Annotated in this window: 18 protein-coding genes, 2 pseudogenes and 1 riboswitch; of the genes and pseudogenes, 2 read left to right on the top strand and 18 right to left on the bottom strand. The window is 27.9% G+C overall.

All coding sequences use genetic code 11. From position 1 onward, the window contains the following. Nucleotide 1: 1 nt before the first annotated feature. The 5 genes and pseudogenes from metF to trxA form a co-directional block, all read right to left on the bottom strand. Nucleotides 2-877 (bottom strand): methylenetetrahydrofolate reductase [NAD(P)H], encoded by an 876-nt coding sequence (gene metF, locus INR60_RS02500; RefSeq protein WP_194189895.1) that lies wholly within the window; start codon nucleotides 875-877, stop codon nucleotides 2-4. 88 nt (nucleotides 878-965) lie between these two features. After that, a riboswitch (SAM riboswitch) is annotated at nucleotides 966-1,075 on the bottom strand. Nucleotides 1,076-1,102: 27 nt separating this feature from the next. Then, entirely contained in the window at nucleotides 1,103-2,458 is a 1,356-nt protein-coding gene (locus INR60_RS02495) for an MATE family efflux transporter (protein ID WP_194189894.1), read from the bottom strand. Between the two features lie 103 nt (nucleotides 2,459-2,561). After that, a pseudogene (gene hisS / locus INR60_RS02490) lies at nucleotides 2,562-3,833 on the bottom strand (histidine--tRNA ligase). A 261-nt stretch (nucleotides 3,834-4,094) separates the two neighbouring features. After that, nucleotides 4,095-4,563: pseudogene (locus INR60_RS02485) on the bottom strand (NAD(P)/FAD-dependent oxidoreductase). Between the two features lie 13 nt (nucleotides 4,564-4,576). Further along, complete coding sequence (trxA, locus tag INR60_RS02480; protein WP_194189893.1) at nucleotides 4,577-4,891, bottom strand: thioredoxin; 315 nt, start codon at nucleotides 4,889-4,891, stop codon at nucleotides 4,577-4,579. A gap of 286 nt (nucleotides 4,892-5,177) precedes the next feature. Here trxA and INR60_RS02475 point away from each other — a divergent pair, with 286 nt between their 5' ends. After that, on the top strand, nucleotides 5,178-6,056 hold the full coding sequence (locus INR60_RS02475; protein ID WP_194189892.1) for a pirin family protein: 879 nt from the start codon (nucleotides 5,178-5,180) through the stop codon (nucleotides 6,054-6,056). Nucleotides 6,057-6,093: 37 nt separating this feature from the next. Here the strand turns inward: INR60_RS02475 and INR60_RS02470 are convergent, their stop codons facing one another. From INR60_RS02470 to INR60_RS02410, 13 genes are all read right to left on the bottom strand, one after another. Beyond that, nucleotides 6,094-6,852 carry an HAD family hydrolase gene (locus INR60_RS02470; protein ID WP_194189891.1) on the bottom strand — a complete coding sequence of 253 codons (759 nt, stop codon included), beginning with the start codon at nucleotides 6,850-6,852 and terminating at the stop codon, nucleotides 6,094-6,096. 19 nt (nucleotides 6,853-6,871) lie between these two features. Then, complete coding sequence (locus INR60_RS02465; protein ID WP_194189890.1) at nucleotides 6,872-7,840, bottom strand: ROK family protein; 969 nt, start codon at nucleotides 7,838-7,840, stop codon at nucleotides 6,872-6,874. 120 nt (nucleotides 7,841-7,960) lie between these two features. Continuing rightward, complete coding sequence (locus INR60_RS02460; protein WP_194189889.1) at nucleotides 7,961-8,821, bottom strand: YitT family protein; 861 nt, start codon at nucleotides 8,819-8,821, stop codon at nucleotides 7,961-7,963. A 21-nt stretch (nucleotides 8,822-8,842) separates the two neighbouring features. After that, nucleotides 8,843-9,946 (bottom strand): Sapep family Mn(2+)-dependent dipeptidase, encoded by a 1,104-nt coding sequence (locus tag INR60_RS02455; protein ID WP_194189888.1) that lies wholly within the window; start codon nucleotides 9,944-9,946, stop codon nucleotides 8,843-8,845. 2 nt (nucleotides 9,947-9,948) lie between these two features. Continuing rightward, nucleotides 9,949-10,905, bottom strand: a complete 957-nt coding sequence (locus INR60_RS02450) for a glycosylasparaginase (RefSeq protein WP_194189887.1) — start codon at nucleotides 10,903-10,905, stop codon at nucleotides 9,949-9,951. Nucleotides 10,906-10,969: 64 nt separating this feature from the next. After that, complete coding sequence (locus tag INR60_RS02445; RefSeq protein WP_194189886.1) at nucleotides 10,970-11,491, bottom strand: GrdB-related putative oxidoreductase; 522 nt, start codon at nucleotides 11,489-11,491, stop codon at nucleotides 10,970-10,972. A gap of 10 nt (nucleotides 11,492-11,501) precedes the next feature. Continuing rightward, nucleotides 11,502-12,857, bottom strand: coding sequence for a PTS sugar transporter subunit IIC (locus INR60_RS02440; protein WP_194189885.1), 1,356 nt, complete (start codon nucleotides 12,855-12,857; stop codon nucleotides 11,502-11,504). A gap of 17 nt (nucleotides 12,858-12,874) precedes the next feature. Further along, the gene (locus INR60_RS02435; RefSeq protein ID WP_194189884.1) at nucleotides 12,875-13,195 is read right to left on the bottom strand and encodes a PTS sugar transporter subunit IIB; all 321 of its coding nucleotides are present in this window, start codon (nucleotides 13,193-13,195) and stop codon (nucleotides 12,875-12,877) included. A gap of 35 nt (nucleotides 13,196-13,230) precedes the next feature. Then, nucleotides 13,231-13,551, bottom strand: coding sequence for a PTS sugar transporter subunit IIA (locus INR60_RS02430; RefSeq protein WP_194189883.1), 321 nt, complete (start codon nucleotides 13,549-13,551; stop codon nucleotides 13,231-13,233). Nucleotides 13,552-13,634: 83 nt separating this feature from the next. Continuing rightward, nucleotides 13,635-14,183, bottom strand: coding sequence for an RDD family protein (locus tag INR60_RS02425; RefSeq protein ID WP_194189882.1), 549 nt, complete (start codon nucleotides 14,181-14,183; stop codon nucleotides 13,635-13,637). A 10-nt stretch (nucleotides 14,184-14,193) separates the two neighbouring features. Further along, nucleotides 14,194-16,101, bottom strand: coding sequence for a BglG family transcription antiterminator (locus INR60_RS02420; RefSeq protein WP_194189881.1), 1,908 nt, complete (start codon nucleotides 16,099-16,101; stop codon nucleotides 14,194-14,196). Nucleotides 16,102-16,351: 250 nt separating this feature from the next. Continuing rightward, entirely contained in the window at nucleotides 16,352-17,101 is a 750-nt protein-coding gene (locus INR60_RS02415; protein WP_194189880.1) for an ABC transporter ATP-binding protein, read from the bottom strand. A gap of 14 nt (nucleotides 17,102-17,115) precedes the next feature. Beyond that, nucleotides 17,116-18,417 (bottom strand): FtsX-like permease family protein, encoded by a 1,302-nt coding sequence (locus INR60_RS02410; RefSeq protein WP_194189879.1) that lies wholly within the window; start codon nucleotides 18,415-18,417, stop codon nucleotides 17,116-17,118. A gap of 197 nt (nucleotides 18,418-18,614) precedes the next feature. Here INR60_RS02410 and INR60_RS02405 point away from each other — a divergent pair, with 197 nt between their 5' ends. Further along, on the top strand, nucleotides 18,615-19,940 hold the full coding sequence (locus INR60_RS02405) for a DUF4317 domain-containing protein (RefSeq protein ID WP_194189878.1): 1,326 nt from the start codon (nucleotides 18,615-18,617) through the stop codon (nucleotides 19,938-19,940). Nucleotides 19,941-20,081: the final 141 nt, after the last annotated feature.

The raw sequence follows: 20,081 nt of genomic DNA, 5'->3' as shown, positions 1-20,081 counted from the left end.
TTTATGCCCTCCTGTTTATCTCATTTATTATAGTATCTATATTTTCACTTATCCTCTTTGCAACGTATGGATTATTCATAGTATATAGATGAATTCCACTAACATCACTTGAGGAAAGGTCTATTATTTGCTCTACTGCATAAGCTATTCCAGCTTCTCTTAAAGCCTCTGGACTTCCTTCATATTTTTCCATAATCTTTCTGAATTTTAAAGGAATGCTCGCTTTGCAAAGCTCTGTTATCCTTTTTATTTGTTTTCCGTTAACAACTGGCATTATCCCAGCTTGAATAGGGATATCTATATTTCTCTTACTTACTTCTTCTAAAAATTTGTAGTACGCATTATTATCAAAAAACAACTGAGAAATAAAACTTGTCGCCCCATTTTCTATTTTCCTCTCTAAATTATCAACTTCTAAACTTATGTTTTTATTATCAATATGCCCTTCTGGGTAACAAGCTCCAATTATATTAAAATCTCCTTTACTTTTAATATAATTCATAAGCTCATTTGCATAAGAAAAGTCCCCTCTAGTATTTCCTAAATCATCTCCTCTTAATGCAAGAATGTTATTTACTTCTTCTAAATTTAACCTTTCAGTTAATTTATCTATATCTTCTTTAGTTGAAGAAATACAAGTTAAATGTGCTAATGACTCTAAACCATATACATTTTTAATAAGTGATGCAAGTTCGCTTGTCTTATTATTAGTTAAACTTCCACCTGCCCCATAGGTTACAGATATAAAATCTGGATTAAGCTTAACTAGATCATTTAACGCTTTATAGATAGTTTTTACAGGTGAAGTATTTTTAGGTGGAAATACTTCAAAAGAAAAAACTAATTTCTTTTCTTTAAATTTGTCTCTTATATTCATACAAATAGCCCCCTTTTGTAGTTATTAAAGTAAAACAAAAAAGCCTTAAGGGTTCACCTTAAGACTTAAATATCTTTAAAATTTAGTACCCTTATCTGTCTGGAATTAGCACCTTGATAAAGATAGCTCTAAAATTTCGCTATCTATAACGGTTGCCGGGTTTCAAAGGGCCAGTCCCTCCACCTCTCTTGATAAGTTTTTTTATAATTATACTATAACTGTATTTTATTGTAAATGATTATCTTTAATTTCTTTAATATAATTATTTTTATAAAATGCATATGCTAGTTGGATACACATTAAGCACCAAATAACAGGTTCACAAATAATTACTCCAAAGTATCCAAGTGTTGGAATTAATAAAATAACAAAAACTATTTTACCTACAAGTTCAATTACACTAGAAACTAAAGGGAGAACCTTTTCTCCAATACCTTGAAGTGAATTTCTTAAATTTAATAATATTCCAAGGACTGCATAAAATGGTGAGTTAATCAAAAGATATCTAGTTCCATTTTCTATTACAGTACTCTCTGTTGAACCTGATAAAATTTTCATTAATATCGGTGCTGTAAAAAGTAAAACTATAGTAACTAAAATTCCCCAAAGTACAGATATTAAATTTGCATACTTTACAGCATCTCTAATTCTTCTTCCTTGGTCTGCTCCTTTATTTTGAGAAACAAAAGTAGCTAAACTCATAGATAAAGAAGATACAGGTATCATAGCAAAGCTATTTAATTTACGTGCAGCTGTGTGTCCTGCTATTATTAAATATCCTAAATTATTTATAGCAGTTTGCAAAATTACAGTACCAGCTGATACTATCATAAGCATAACTCCCATAGATAAACCTTGTCCTAATAAATCTTTATATAATTCTTTATCAAATTTAAAATGCTCTCTTTTAGGAATTAAAACTGGACATTTTTTATAGATATAAATAACGCACAATAATCCTGATATTCCTTGGGCTATAACTGTTGCAACTGCAGCCCCTTTAATTCCCATATCAAATCTTGTAATAAATAATATATCTAAGAAAATATTAATTACAGAAGAAATAATTAAAAATATTAAAGGCATCATACTGTTTCCTACGGCTCTTAAAGCACTTGCACAAAGATTATATAAAAACATTACTGAAACAAACATAGTAACTGTTGATATATAAGAATAAGACTCGTCTATAATATTTTTAGGAGTATTTAATAGTTCAAGTAAAGGATATAAAAATAACTTTGATATAACCATAATGATAACTGAAATAAAAATACCAATTACAAGTGACCCTGCAACTGACTTCTTAACTAGTTCTTCGTCTTTTGAACCGTAACTTCTAGCTGTTACTATACTAAGTCCACTTCCAGTACCTAAAGCAAATCCTACCAAAAGCTCATAAACAGCTGCGGATGCTCCTATTGCAGCTAGTGAAGTATCTCCTAAGTAATTTCCAACAATCATAATATCTACAGTATTATAAAGTTGCTGAAATAAATTTGATATAAAAAGTGGTATTGCAAAGATAATTAAAGATTTTAATATCTTCCCATTTAATAAATCCACATTTGTTTTAAACATTCCATCCCCCCTAGTATTTATTCAATTCTAAAATACATATTTCGATATACTTTTCCCTTTTTTATTATAAATAGTTTACTATTTTTTTACAATATAATTACTTTTATTCTATGTCTAAAGTTTCATAAATACCCCTTACCATATCCTTCACCTCTATTTTTTCTCCTACTAATATAACCTTTTTTGCACCTATTTTATCTGCATAACTCATTTTTTTCTTTAAAGTACCCTCTTCAAAATATATAGCACTTTTATATCCCTTGTTTTGTATTCTTTTTAATATATCTAAAGATACCTTAGTATCTTCAGTTAGTGGAATTATTAAATAATCTAAACTTTCTTTAGTATAATAATTTTCTAAAAAACCAATTTCTTTTAAAATAAAAAATAACCTTGTAATCCCTATAGATATACCGACTCCAGGTAACACCCTTTTTGTAAAATTACTAGCTAAATTATCATACCTTCCGCCAGAACAGATAGAACCATACTTTTCATTTCCAATTAATACTGTTTCAACTATTGTTCCTGTATAATAATCTAACCCTCTGATTATTTTAAAATCTAATACTAAATTTTCTTCATCTACCCCTAAAAAAATTAATGTTTTTTAGACCTCTTTTATTTCTTTTATCCCAGTTCTTAAACTTTCATTTTTAAAATTTAAATTTTCTAAATAAACTATTTTTTCTAAATTACTTCCCTTTAGGTTTATTAAAGAGTTAAGAATATTATAATTTTTCAAAGATATAAGATTTAATAATTCTCTTTCAAAAACGTCTTTTTTAAGCTTTTCTACTTTATCTAAAATAATTAAAACCTCTTTTGAATTTTCAATTTTAAGTTCTTCTAAAATACCAACTAATATCTTTTTATTATTTAATAAAAATTTAAAATTAGCTAATCCGATTCTTTTAAATGCCTGAAATGCTAAACTTATAACTAAGGCATCATTATTTATATTTAATTTCTCATTTCCTATAATATCTATATCAAACTGATAAAACTCTCTATACCTTCCCCTTTGATTTCTCTCTCCTCTATAAACTTTTCCTACTTGATACCTTCTAAAAGGAAAGTTTAAATAATCAAAATGTTGTGCTACATACCTTGAAAAAGGCACAGTTAAATCAAATCTCAAAACTATATCTTTTTTACCTTTTTTAAAGCTATATACTTCTTTTTCTGTTTCTCCTCCTTCTCTAGATAATAATATTTCTTGTTTTTCTAAAATTGGTGTATCTATTTCTAAAAATCCATTTTCCTTATAAACTTCTTTTATTTTTTCTAATATATCACTAAATATTTCTTGCTCTTTTGGTAATAGTTCCATAAACCCACTAAGTATACTAGGTTTTATAATTTTTTTATCCATTTTAATCACTCCTTTAAGAAAATAAAAGCCACGTAGGCTTAAAATCCCACGTGGCTTAAAATAAATTATAAATAACTTAATTTATCTATACCTAGAGACAAAAGCCTACTTTAAATAGACCTGCCTCTTTAAAAACAAGTCTCTAGATATGATGATGTAATGTTTTAAAAACTAAATTAAGCATATTTATAACTCCTTTTTTTTAAATTTGATATTTATATTATATCCTAATTTTTAACTTTTTAATATATATTAAATAAACTACTCATTTTTACTATTTAAATAACTAATAGCACTTAAGGCTGCTACGTTACCTTGCCCTGCTGCCTTTATATCTTGATAAGGTAAGCCTACGCAATCTCCGGCTGCAAAACACCCCTCTAAGCTTGTTTTCATATTAATATCTGCTTTAATATGGCCATTTAAAACTTCTAACACTGGAACTAATTCAGCCATAGGTATAGCATTTTTCAAAACAAAAACACCGTCAGTTTCAATAGAGCTATTTTCTAATATTAATTTTATGCTCCCTAAAATGACCTAATAAATCTTTACCACTTCCAGGAACAAACCCTAAATAATTTTCTATTCTAGGTGCTTTATTTAAATGTCCTGTTAAATCTTTATCACCAAAAATTATAAATGATTTATTTCTAATTTTTGCTATTAAAGAAGCCGATAGACCTGCTGCACCGCTTCCAATTATTGCAATATCATATCTTTCACTCATTAAAACTCCCTCCTTAAATACTTTCAGAGATAAAGTTTATAAGCTGCTCTTTTGGTAAAAATCCATCATTAGTGTTTATTACTTCGCCACTTTTAAAGATCTTCAATGTTGGTATACTTTCTACATCATAAAATACAGATGCTTGCGGGTTTTTATCGATATCTACCTTTACAAATTTAACCTTCCATACCTCTTCTGATACACTTTCTAAAAGCGGAGCTAGCGCTTTGCAGTGTGGACACCAAGTAGCAAAAAACTCAACAAACACTATTCCATCATAATCTAAAACTTCTTTTTTAAAGTCAGCATCATAAATTTCTTTTATCATACAAATCACCTCTTATTATTTTTATCTTTAAAATAGTCCTTATTTTTTAATATGTCAATTTACTGTTAATATAGGGAAAATGGTATATTAAAATTTAATTCATAGAGTTAAAATTAATTATATAAGAAGTTTTTATATTAGCTTTTATTTATTCATTTTAATATCACTTTTATCTATTTTTTATAGATAATTTATAAACATTCTTAAGTTTATAAACTTCTACTGATTTGAAAGTATTTCTTGAATTTGCTAGTATTTACTAAATAAATTGAAAGGATCTGATTTTATGAAAAAATTAAGAACTGTAGAAACTTCTTTTAAAGGTTCAGATTTTTATATGGTTGGTGATGGTTTTAGAGTAAGTCAATACTTTCCTTCTAATAAAAATATATTACTTAGGTTTTCTCCTTTTATTTTATTAAATTATAATGCACCATTTTATTTTGAACCTTCTAATTTTAAATTAGGCGTTGGAGCTCATCCGCATAGGGGATTTGAGATTGTAACTATTCCATACGCAGGTTATGTTAAGCATAAAGATAATAAAGGTCATTCTGGAGTAGTCGGTCCTTACGACGTTCAATGGATTACAGCTGGTTCTGGAATGCTTCATAAAGAGTACCATGAAAAGGAATTCACTAAAAAAGGTGGGGTCTTGCATATGGTAGAACTTTGGATAAACTTACCATACAGAAATAAAATGACTCACCCTAAATATCAGTTTCTATCAAAAAGTTCAATAGGAACTCATATTTTAGATGAAAACTATGGAGAAATTCAAGTTATAGCTGGCGAAGCCTTAGGAACTAGAGGCCCTGCAAAGACTTTTTCAAAGATAAATCTTTATAATGTTTATCTAAAAAACTTTGGAAAGGTTACTTTAAACGAACCAAGTAATTTTAATACTGGGATATTAATAGTTGATGGTAATCTTGTGGTAAATAATAAAATGTATCTAGAAAATGAATTTATAATATTTGATAATGTACGTGGCGATATTCAAATAGAATCCCTAACTGAATCCTCTTTATTTCTTGTTTTAAGTGGAGAATCACTTAGAGAACCTGTAGTATTTGATGGACCTTTCGTATTAGCTACAGAAGAAGATTTACTTAAAGCATATGATGATTTTGATAAAGGAAGATTTGGCTCCTTCGAGTTTTAAAAATTAAGGACAACCTGAAATTAGGTTGTCCTTAATTTTACTTATTTGCAAGTTCTACAGAAATATCAGCTACCCTTTTATATCTTTTTTTATCATCACTAAACTTACTTTCTTTTAATCCAACTCTAGCTATATATTGTAATTCACAAGCTAAACTAAATACTTCTTTATCGTAATTTAAAATGATGCTTTCTATATCCTTTGGATTGTTTAATTTGTATGTAGATTTAATTTCTTTATCCGTTGCTCCCCAAAGTGCAAGTCCAAAATCCACTTTTGCATCTACTGCGCAGTTTCTATCATAAATAGAATCCCCTATATAAATAACCTCATCTCTTTTTGCACTACTTATTTCTAAATACTTTTCCATAGGATCTTTAAAAGGTTTATGCCTTTTAGTATCGTCTGCACAAACAATCGTTTGAAATAACTCACTAAATTTAAAACATAGAAAATCATCTTTTAGTTCAGTTTTTGTTTTTGATGTTATAATTCCTAAATTAATTTTATTTAACTTTAGATTATTTAAAACCTCTTCTATTCCATCAAAAACTACTATATCTTCTTTATATTCTTTAAAATACTCATCCCACTTCTTTAAAACGAAATCTAAGTTTTTTATCCCTAACTTTTTTAGTGCATCTTCTCCTGGTATTCCTAGTGCAAATTTTAATTCTTCTAAGTCTTTTAATTCATCTAACTCTTCAAAAATAGTTTTTCTAAGTGATTTTAACACTGCCTTTTCTGAGTCTATTATAGTTCCATCTATATCAAATACAACATGGGAATATTTCATAGTACCACCCTCACATAAATTAGTTTTTTATTAGTTCTTTAGAGATCTCTATTAATCCAACTTCATAATCTTTTTTAAATTCATTAGATAATATAATTCTTGGAATAACTTCTTTAGTAACTTTTTTCTTCAAATAATCTTCTATTTTTTCTATCCCCTCACTTAAGTATTCATTATTATATAAAACTACTTCGTTTGGATTTATTATAGATATGTAAGATAAAATAACTTTGCTATAGTAAGTAATCATATCTATATCTTTAAATCTATCCTTCTCATTTTCTAAAATAGGTAAAAAAGTTATTTCTCCAGCAAAGTTTGACATCCCTTTAAAGACTTTTCCTCCTATAATAAGGCTTGCACCTATCCCATTATCACCTATATAAATATTTACAACAGTTTCGCCATTTTCTAAACTTTTTCTTTTTATATACCCTCTAGCTACTATATTTAAATCATTATCTATATTTGTAGGTAAATTAAACTTATTAAATAAATATTCTTCTACATCTACACCTTTTAACTCTTTATATTCAATATCTGATAAAAACCTTCCGTCTTTTATAATACTAGCAACTCCAATTGTGATGCCATAAAGATTGTCATAATTTTCTTTTTTCTTAATAATTAATTCTTCTATCTTTAATAAAATATCTCCTTTTGTATCTTCTAAACCTTCTTCTATTATAGTTTCACAATAGTCTATAATTTTCCACTCTAAGGTATCACCTTCTAAACATATAAGTAAAGATACTTTATATAATGGGTTTAAAATATACTTTTTAGAACATCTTCCTCCAATAGATTCCTTTAACCCTTCTTCTTTAACTTCTTCTTTATCTATTAAATACTCTAATACTGTACTTACAGTTGGGAAACTTAAATTTGTAATTTTTGATATTTCACTTTTACTTAAATCTTTCTTTTTAAAGAGAGCATTTCTTATTGAATTTACATTTATTTCTTTTATTGTTCTTGAATTTGCCAAAATACCACCTACTTATTAAAATACTTTTTAAAACTCTTTTAATAAGTTTATTTAATCAAAAACAAATGTAGTTGTCAATGTTTAAACATAAAAAAGCCTTAAGTTAAACTTAAGACTTTTTTATTCTAAAGGCCTTCTATAAAAGCCTCCATAAAACTCTTCTGTATTTAATACGTTGATTATAGCTTTTGGATCAACATTTCTAATTAACATTGTAATATCACTAACTTCATAATATGAAACTACAGTATGAAGTAAACTCATATGAACTTTGCTATACCCTCCGTACCCTTCCATAACGGATACTCCATGCCTATAATTTTTTATATATTTTTCTAAAACTTCTTCTGGGTTTTTAGTTGTTATTTGAAGCGTTACTCTCTTATATCTTCTATAGAAAGATGAAATAGTCTTAGTTGAAATAAACTGAAAAACTATAGAATAACCAGCATATAAAAATCCAAATAAGTATCCAAAAACACATAGCATCAAAGCATTAAATATAAATACATATTCAAAAACCGATTTACCTTTTTTGTTAGAAACATATAATGCTATAAAATCTGTTCCAGCTGTAGAAGAATTTCCTTTAAGAGCACAAACTACTGATATTCCATAAAGAAATCCCCCAAAACAAACGTTAAGCACAATATCATCAAATAAAGGCTTAAAAGTTAAAACTTTTAAAAGAAAGCTTGTTAGAAAAACTTGGCATAAAGAAGATATCACAAATTTTTTACCTATAGCTTTATAACATAATATAGCTACTGGTACATTTAAAACAATAAGCCCAAGGGAAGTTGAAAAAGACCCTCCCTTTAAAGCTGCTATACGATCAATTAAAATTGATGCACCTGTGAACCCACTTGATAATAAATTAGAAGGCTCTATAAAAACCTTAATAACATATGTTTGAAGTAGTGCAGATGCACTAACAGCTAATGCCGTTACTAGATAACTTTTAAATAATTTATTATTCATCTATCTCTCCAAATTAAATATTTAACCTTTTCCTAAATAATAAAGACTTAGTGCATATATCTTTGCATTAGTAATGATATCTTCTATTTTCATCCATTCGTTTGGCTGATGTCCTATACCCTTTTGCCCAGGAAAAGAAGGTCCAAAGGGTACTATGTTTTTCATAAGTTTTGCATAAGTTCCACCAGTTGTAGTAACTGGTGTTCCATCGTTTAAAGTTACCATTTCATAGGTCTTTTTTAAAGTTTCAACTAAGAAGCAATCCTTATTAAATTTAACAGGGTCATAATTTTTCTTTAATCTAACTTTAAATGGGGATATAGCACCTTCTATCCTTTTTAGAATCTCATCTTTATCTGTAGATGCAGGATAGCTTACGCTAAATCTACAAGATGGAACTAGTCCATAATTCAATTTAAAATTTCTAACTTCTAAAGCTCCAAACTCCTCATCTGAGATCTCTAAATTAAATCTCTCTCCGTTTGATTTACTATTTAAAACATATTCATTTACAAATTCAAAAAAGTCTTCTATACTTCCTTCATCCTTAAAAATTTCTACTTCAAGTCTTCCACGCTCAGCATAAACTACAGGATATTTACAGTCTGGAGTAAATCCAAAGATTGGAGGTTTTTCTTTTTTCAAGTAATGCTCTAAATCTAAAAAACCACTTTCTTCATCACAACCAAAAATTATCCTAACCTCTCTGTTTAATTTAATGTTTAATCTTTTTAGAGCATATAATCCATACAAACAAGATAGTATAGGTCCCTTATTATCTAAAACACCACGGCTATAAATCACTCCGTCTTTTGTATATCCGCTAAAAGGAGGCTCTCTCCAACCCTTTAAAGGTTTAACTACATCTAAGTGACCAATAGCTGCAATATACTCCTCGCTTTCTCCATAACTTGCATAACCTATATAATTATCTAAATTATATGTATTAAAGCCTAGTCCTTTTGCTATATCTAAAGTTTTATCTAAGGCAAGTTTTACACCTTTTCCAAAGGGTGCATCTTTTTCTTCTTCTGATTCAACGCTATCGATTTTTACAACTTCAATAATACTTTTTATCATATCATTTGCTATATTATCGACTTCTTTTAATATCTCTTTTTCCATAACTATAACTCCACTAATTTTGCCATTCTAGTTTTCATATAATTATCAAGCCACTCGTTACTTGCAACTTCATGCATACACTTGCCATTAATGTTTTTAGTTAAATATACTGTTGGCTCTTCATTTTCTGTTGCAACTGCAAAAGAAAACCCTTCTATATTTGTAGAAACTCCCCACTCACCTTTATTATTCATAGCAACTAAAGACATATCTCCAGCTTTTTTTCTTCGTTTTTTAAGTTCTAAATCAAAATCATTAACTACCTTTTCACAAGCTTTTTGAGGGTGCATCCCTTCTTTCATAAGCCTTACAACTTCATAAGATACGCAGCCTTTCATTAAATCTTCTCCAAGTCCAGTTGCACTAGCTCCCCCAACTTCACTATCTACATAAAATCCAGATCCTGAGATTGGAGAATCCCCAACACGTCCACTTTTTTTCATAAATAATCCGCTAGTTGATGTAGCTGATGTCATCTTACCATTTGCATCTAAACATACCATTCCTACTGTATCGTGCCCTGAATAAGGCTTTATTTCTAAATCTTTTATTTCTTTTAATCTATTTTTATAATGTATTTTAGCTCTATCTGTTAGCATATTTTTTCTCTCAAAACCTTCTTTACTTGCAAACTTTTCAGCACCCTCTCCAACTAAAAGGTTATTTACCTTTTCTTTGGATAGCCTTCTTGCTATGCTTATAGGATTTTTAAAATCCTTTATAGCTGCAACTGCTCCAAGGTCAAATGTATCACCATCCATATAAGCTGCATCTAATTCTACTATCATTTCTTCGTTTGGAAGTCCTCCAAACCCAACTGATTTATAATATGGAAAATCCTCTACTTCTTTTATTGCCTTCTCTATAGCATCTCCTGAATCTTCTCCATTTTTAAGCATTTCACTAGCTTTTGTAATTCCTTCAACAGCCATTCTCCATGTTGCTATTATTCCCCACATATTTTTTCCTCCTCCGATTTTATAAAAGGATGCTAATTTAGCATCCTTTTATTTTAAATATTTATTAAAAACAATATTTTGATGATATAGTATCTACATCCTTATTTTCTACCATAGCTTTTGAAAGTTTACACATTCCTTCTAAAGCTTCATTTAACCCAGTTCCACCTTTTTTAGGTGTTTCAATTATTTTTATCTTATCTTTAAATTCTCTTATAGTATCCTCATTCTCTTTTGACATAGCTGCAAAAGCTAAAGCATTAGTATTATTATTAATAGCATAAGCTACATTTGCTGCCATTTTTCCGTACCCTTCATAGTTAAAAGCTGGTCCACATATTACTACATCTGGCTTAACCTTATTTACCATCGCACATAGCTTTCTAGTTACTTCATCTTTGTTTTCATCGTAAAACCCATCTCCACAATATAAACAAGCTACAACTTTGCCTCCAACTTCTCTTAAATAAGGTTCCATCATTATTGCAGGTCCTAACACCTCTTTTTTAGCTCCAAGAGGAATCATATGGTCATCTTTTATTCCTGCACCTGATTGAATTTGGTCATAAATCATTATAATTTTCATAATATCACTCCTACAAATCATCAAATGATAAATCATCTAATGAGAAATCATCATCATCGTCTTCTTCTTTTGCTTTAGCTTCATCCATTAAGTATTGCTTATCCATCATTTTTATAAATGGCATGTATATAAACACTCCAAGTACTAAAAGTCCTGCTTGAAGTAAAGCTCCAACCCAGTTAGTTGCAAGAAGCCCTGAAATTATTACAGGTGTCGTCCACGGTATATTAATTCCACTACAGATAGGAACTAATCCAAAGTCCATTGCAAAATATGAAATAATTATATTAACTGTAGGAACAACTATAAACGGAACTAACATCATCGGGTTTAAAACTATAGGAAGCCCAAATATTATAGGCTCATTAATACCAAATATTCCAGGTACTAATGATAGTTTTCCAAGTTCTGTAATCCTCTTTGACTTACAGAAAAATAACATTGCAATTATAAGTGATAAAGTTGAACCTGCCCCTCCAAAAGTTGCAAATAAATCTTGGAATTGTTGGCATATAATATTTCCTTGTCCTACTCCTGTCTTAAAAAACTCTAAGTTTTCAACAGAAAGCGTTTGCAATATTGGGTTAAATACAGCACCTACTACTGATCCACCGTTAATTCCAAAGAACCAGAATAGGTGTAAGAATACATAAGCTATAACCATAGCCCCTAAAGTATTTCCAATATTTAATAACGGAGTCTGTAAGAATTGGAATATAATTGTAAATACATTTGTTCCAAAATATCCAAATATTAAATTTATGAAGAAGAATACTATCATAACTATAGTAGCTGGTATTAAAGCTGCAAAAGATTGAACTACTGTTGGTGGAACACCTTTTGGCATTTTAATTGTCCAACCTCTTCTTTCTACCCAAGCATATATATGAACTGAAACAAAGGCACATATAATTCCTACGAAAATACCTTTAGCACCAAGCCAGCCTGTTGGAACACCAGTTAAGCTTACTTCTTGTCCTCCTACTGTTCCAGTTACTGTATAAGGCATAATTAAAAACCATGACATAATTGCAACAGCTGAACCAAATATAGCATTTGTTTTCATATGCTTTGCAAAGGAATATGCAATACCTATAATTGCAAATATAGCCATTATAGTAAATGTTGCATCAGATGGCTTTTCTAAAAATGCTGCTAAAGTTTGTCCAGTATTTTGATTAACAACAACTGACTTTAACCAATCAGTCCAAGCTGTTAATGGAAAGTTTGCAATTAATAAGAATATTGAACCTGCAATTAGTAGCGGTGTTGATATTAAAAAACCATCTCTAATAGACATTAAGTACTTATTTCTACCTATAGCTTCTGCTAAAGGCATAAGTATTTTTTCAAGCTTTTTTATCATTATTATTCCTCCTTATGTTATTTTTTTGCTTTTATCAATTTTATTGCTATTTTTAATACCTTTTCTCCATTCATCATTCCATAATCATCCGCATTTATAACTGATATAGGAATACCTAAACTTCCAAATTCTTCTACAGTTTCTTCATACATATACTTAACTTGAGGTCCAAGTAAAATACAATCTGGATGTCTCTCATCTATAATTTCTCTTAATTTGTTATGTGGAAATGCTAAAACCTCTATTGGTAAGTTATGACTATTTGCAACCTCTTGCATTTTACTAGCTAGCATGCTAGTTGACATCCCTTGACTACAAAATAAATATACCTTTTTCATAATTAATACCCTTCTTTCTTTCTTTCTTTCTTTTTTTATTTCATTAATTCTTTTATACTTTTATTTAATTTAATTACTTCTTTAGTAAGTATTTTAATAGTTTCAGCTGACATTAATTGATCCTCAGCGTGCATAAGTAAAATTGTTGGAGTAACACCTTTACCACTCGCTTCTTGTTGAATCAATTCTGTGTGACTATTATGTCCTTTACTAAAATACTTATCTCCCTCTTCCATCTTTTCATTAACTAAATCGAATTCTCCTTTTTCAGCAGCTTTCATAGCCTCAATATAACTTGATTTAGCCATTCCTACTGATGAAATAATATTAAAGCTTATTAATTCTAAATTATCCATCTTCTTCTCCTTTCGTCTATAAACAAATTATATATTTTATATAATCTTTTAGGCTTACATCATCTTTTCCTAATGTTAGGAAACTAATCACATAAAACTACTTTTGTATTTCCTATATAATCATGAAGTGCTCTATTTTCTCCTTTAAATAACAACAAACAAACACTTATTGCAGTTATTGCAAATCCTGCATACATTAATGGAGTAACAAAATTAAACCTTGTAAATATAGTAAGTAATTGATGCCATATTGTACTTGCTGTAACTAATGCCCCCTCAATAATCATCACACCTATTACTTGCCTTAAAAAAATATTTTTAAGTTCTACATCTTCATTAGATTTTTTAACTATTTTCATTTTGCAAATTCTCTTACCTATAGTTTGTCCTTTATAAATAAATGTTGGAACTATTACAAAATAAAATACTGCAAATAATAAAGCTAATATTCCTGCTATAATCCCGTATGAACCTTGAAACTCTATAATATTTTGGTTTGTCATAGTATTAGTTAACTTTTGTGAAATTAAAGCTATTGGTAAAGCTGTACATAAAGCTCCTACATACCAATCGATGATATAACCTAAAAACCTTCTACTAACATTTACGTTTGATTTATTATTTTCTTTCATACTCTACCTCCTAAGAAATTATCTCTTTCATTAGTTCTTCAAAACTTTTTACTTCTAGAAGTTTTGAAAATTTATTTTTATCTAAAACTACGCTACTTAACCAATCGAAAAAGGTTTTTAAAAGGGTTGTCCCAGTTTCTTTTATTGCAACTAAAACTATAAGCTTTACATCATATTCGCCCCATTTAACAGGATTATCTAAAATCATAGTAGAGATGCAAGATTCCTTAGCTGTAACTTCAATAGAGTGAGGAACTGCAAAACCATATATAAATGAGGTAGAAGATATTTCTTCACGTTTTAATACATCTTCTTTATAATTTTCATCTACTAAACCTTTTTTTATTAATTCATCTGACAAAAATTCAATAACTTCCTTTGCACTTTCCATACTATTTTTTCTGTAAAATAAATCTTTTCTCATTAACTTATTAATAAGTTCAACAAAATCTCCATGACTGTTTTTCTTATCTAAATTGTTTAAAGTTTGAAAAATTTTACTTTCATCTTCGTAATTTACAAAGAGAGATATATTTACAGTTTGAATATCTAAAGTATGCTTAAGCTTAGCTGTAGTTATTATTAAATCAGCCTCTTCTTCTAATATTTTGCTCTCTTCAAAAAAGTTATGTACAGCTACTATTTCCATCCTATCGCTAAATCTATTGTTTATTTTTTCTATGCACATCTTAGATAACATTTTATTATAAGGAATTATTATTACTGCTTTGTGCTTTTTGATAATATTTACTCTTTCATAAGCTGCACCTAAATGTAACGCAATAAATGATAATTCATTTTCATTTATCTTTTCACCTATTCCCTTTTGAATAACTTCTCCAGCACTTACTGCCATCTCAAAAACTAAAGGATACTTTCTCTTAATATCTTGAATATACGCATTAGTTACATTTATATTGTTTTTTTGTCTCTCTAATAAAGCTTGAAGATGCATAGTTAATCCAACCCTTAAATCAGAATCACCACTAAAATCTATATCATAATGATTTTTAATTTCTAAAATAACTTCATCTGTTAAATCATCTACATCTTCATTTAATTCTTCTTTTAAAATATCTTTTCTAAATTGACTACTTTTTTTACCCATAAGTAAAAGGGCAAATCTATTTATTTCTGCATCTACTAATTCTATATTGATTCTTTTACTTACTTCATTAAAAAACTCTCTTGAAATTTTATATTCAACGCTTTCTTTTAGTTTTTCTGAATCATTAATAGATTTTAAGTAGTTGTGATCAAAAATTCTTTCTATAGCTACTCCCGCGTGAATCATAATCATTGGAAAAATCATTTCTCTTATTTTATAATTATATTTTTCTAAAATCTCTTCTAAAATTTCTTTAACTTCTAAGAAATCAAAGTTGTTCCAAAGGTCTGCTATAGAATTTAAGTTTATAAAATTACCTCTAATCTCTTTTGTTAAAAGATGTTTATATAATCTTCTTTTATCTCCTTCATTTCCTTCAAGCCTTATATGGTTTTTAGACCTTATAAGAGAAAGGTTTGGATATTTACTTATTATTTTTCTTATCTTTTTAATATCATTATCTATAGAGTAACCGCTTACAAAAACTTGCTCTTGAAGTGATATTAAATTGATTTCCTTCCTTTTAAACAGAAGTTTTTGAATTACGTATACACATCTTTCTTTTGAGTTTTGAGGTATAACACCTTTTATCTCTATATTTTGCTTGTTTAACAGTTCTTTATTAACCTTATACCCAAACCTTTTATTAGATTGAATTAAAATACAGTTATAATAATTATTAATACTTGATATATCAAGTCTTATAGTTCTATCAGAGACAGTTAAAATCTTTGATAATTCTTTTCCTGTAATCCAATCATTATTATCATTTAATATATCGATTATATTAGCTTGGCGACTATTTAACATATCTTCCCCTCCTAAGTTAAATTTAACACCTTTTATTTAATTAAAGTTTAGAAACATTTTTCCTAACACTTAGGAACTTTTATATCTCTTTACTATATTAAAGATTCAAATCTATACTAATATAGTTTTTATAGAAATTATCGACTCTATTTCTTAAAAAAGAACATTTCTAAAAAGTATTTATTACTTTTGAATATAATTAAAAGAAGCATATACAAATATGCTTCTTTTTAGATATTTTTATTTTATTTTAAACGTTCATATAAGCTATTACTTCAAGGATCTTTTTTAAGAATTCTTCTTTAGTTCCTTTTCTTTCAATTTCATATGCCAAATTTCCATCCTTAATAAATATTACTCTTTTTGAGTAACTTGCAGCTAAAGGGTCGTGAGTTACCATCATTATTGTTGCATCTTCTTTCTCATTTAGAAAATTTAAAGTATCTAATAAATTTTCAGCTGACTTTGAATCTAATGCACCAGTAGGTTCATCTGCTAAAATTAGAGATGGATTTCCTATAATTGCGCGGCAAGCTGCTGTCCTTTGCTTTTGTCCTCCTGAAATTTCGTAAGGATACTTGTGAAGTATTTCTCTTATTCCAAGCCTGTTAGAAATATTTGCAGCCCTTTGTTTTATTTCACTTTTATTTATGTTTTTAGAAATTGTTAAAGGAAGTGCTATATTTTCTTCAACTGTTAAAGTATCTAAAAGATTAAAACTTTGAAATATAAATCCTAATTTATCACGTCTAAAAGCGGCAAGTTTTTTATCTGATATTTTATTTATATTACTTCCGTCTATATATACTTCTCCAGAACTTGGTCTATCTATAGTTGAAATTACGTTAAGTAATGTACTTTTCCCTGAACCTGAAGGTCCCATAACTGCTACGAATTCTTTTTCTTTTATGGTCAAATTTATATTTTTTAAAGCTACAACTTTATTATTTCCGCTTCCATATGTTTTTCCTAAATCATTTATTTTTAAAATATCTTTCATATTTTTTACCTCTTTTACTTAAATATTATTCTTATATATATTAATCTAGTTATTAGAAAGTAGATTAGATAAACTAAAAAATACCCTAAATACATTCCACCTATAATAGTTATAAATCTTTCTTGCAATCCTAAAATAACTATACTTAGAGCAACTAAGCTATGCACTACCCCTATACAAAACGGAAGTAGATAATTTATCCTTAATTGCTTAGTGATTATACTTTTTATATTTTCTTTTGAAAATCCAATCTTACTTAACATCTCATATCTACTTTTATCATCATAAGCTTCTCTAATAAATTTAAATAGCATAATTGATATAGTGCATATAGTAAAAACTAAAGATATACAAATACCAACAAATAATATTGTAGTAATAACACTACTTGATGCACCTGTATCATCTGTATAATATAAAGCTAGACAAACTCCAAGTGCTGTCATACTAGAGGCAATTAAAACTGATGTCGTTGCAATATTTCTCGAATTGCTTCTAATTTTAAATAGTAGATTTGAATTAACTATTAAATCTTCTCCATTTCTATAGCCTAACTTTTCTTTTCTTAAAGTTATCTTATCTATAACTTTTGTGTTACATAATTTGTATGTACCTTTAACTACCAAAAATAAAGTAATTACAATGCTAAGTCCGAGTGTTCCTATTGAAAATGGATAACTAAAATATCCAATCCCTATTATAACCATAGCAGAAAGACCTTTTATAATAGGCTTTTTAAACTCCTTCTCCCTTTTATTATCAGCATTAAATAAATCAATTAATTTAAATTTATCTATAATACTCGAACTATTTAATGATACTATCGTATAAAATATAAAAAATAATATGTTTGATATAATTAAAGCCTTTAAATCAAATATGCCTATACTTGTTGTATTTTTTATATTAAGCATATTAAAATATATTTTAGTAAAGCCAGATGAAAATATTATCCCTAAAATAGATCCAAAGAACATAGCTATTAATCCAACAAACATCATTTCTCCAAAAATCATATTTGATATTTTGCTATTATCCATTCCAACGAGCGAGTAAATTCCTATTTCTTTTTGCCTTTTTCTTATAAAAAATTTATTTGAATACCAGATAAATATTGATATAACCAAAAGCATAAGTAACCCAGAACCATAAAAAATTCCGTTAACTCCATTAAATTCATCTATAAGCCCACTAACTGTTTTTCCAAAAATTATCGAACAAAAAAAATATAGATTACTTATTGCAAGGGATATTGCACTTAAATAAATTATGTAATCTAATTTATTTCTTTTAATATTTCTAATTGCTAATTCCATCTTTAACCTCCGAATAAAAATTACTATATAAAAATTATAGGTTAAAGACTTTAAAACACATATTTACTTTCATTACATTTACCTTTCATTTATGTAAGAAATAATTTAGAACACTTTAATTAATATAAAAAAAATACTATACTTAATAATGGTAATAAATAAATTACGCCTAAATTTAATTTGATCGAGGGGTTTGTATGAGAAAAAAAGATATACTTGAATTAAGAAAACACTTAAAAAAAGAAAACTGTACCTTTACTAAAATGTGCGGTTGTTATGTAAATTCAGAGAAAAACATTATTTTAAATTTCAGAGAAAGTTTTCTAAATTTAGAAGAGGACGAGTATTTTAAATATTTAGATATAGCAAAGAAAGTTATATCAGGTACTATTTCAAATAATTTATTAGAATTAAACTTTAAAGATTCAGAAGACTTAGTAAATGATAGACAAGTCTCACTTATGCAGCTTAAAACTAGTGCTCTAAAAGATGATACTTTACTTAATGATTTTTATAAGTCAATTATAGATAATTATGATTACACTGGAAACTTTTTAATTATACTTTTCCACGACGCATATGATGTTATCACTAAAACATCTGATAATCTAAATATAGATGAATCAGAAGAAATATATGAATATATATTATGTGCCCTTTGTCCTGTTTCTTTATCAGAGCCAGGCCTTAGATATTACGAAGAAGAAAATACAATCGGCGCTAGAATTCGTGATTGGGTTGTAGAACCTCCTCAAAACGGATTTGTTTTCCCAGCATTTATAAACCGTAGCTCTGATGTAAATTCAGTTATGTATTACACTAAAAATGCTAAAAAAACTCACCCAGAGCTTATGGAAAACTCTCTTGGCTGTGAAATAAAACAAACTGCAACTATTCAAAAAGAAGCATTCCAATCTATAATTAAAGATTCTTACGTAGCTGATGAAAAAGCTGCAAACAAAATTTTTATGGAAGTTCAAGAAAACTTAAGTAATATGATTGAAGAACACGATTCAATTTACGGTGATACAGATAGTGAGCCTTTATCTGTTTCAAAAGAAGAGATGCAAAATCTTTTAACTGAAAGTGGTGTTCCTGAAGCTATTACTAAAAAAATTGAAAAATCATTTGATGAAAATTTCAAAGACCAAGTTCCTTTAGCCGAAAACTTAATAGATAAAAAAACATTAAAAGAAAATGAGCAAAGAAAAAAAGAAGAACATCTTATAAAAGAAGTTGTAAGGCTTCAAGAAAAGATTGAACAAGTTAAAGAAGAAGCCTCTATAAAGCTTGAAAAAGAGGAAGAAGATATCTTAGATTCTTCTAATATAGATCAAACTGAAGAAGATTCTAAATTAGAGGATAACTCAAACTCTGATCAAGGTTTTGATGTTATTTTAAAAGTTAAACCTGAAAAGGTAAGCGAAATAAAATCACAAATAATAGATGGTAAAAAGTGCTTAGTTATACCAATAAACGAAAACGAACAAGCTAAAGTAAATGATATAGAAGACTTAATATAAAATATTATTAAAGCAAACTCTAAAACTAGAGTTTGCTTTATTTTTTTCAAATAAATTAAATCCTCTATAATTATTAAAAACATAAATTTAATGAGTAATTTTTGTTTATATGCTATAATTTTCCTTAATATATTTATTTTT

Source organism: Clostridium chrysemydis (genome assembly GCF_015234215.1).
Taxonomy (GTDB): domain Bacteria; phylum Bacillota; class Clostridia; order Clostridiales; family Clostridiaceae; genus Clostridium; species Clostridium chrysemydis.
Note: the sequence above shows the minus strand (reverse complement) of the source record. Positions and strands in the feature narration are given on the sequence as shown.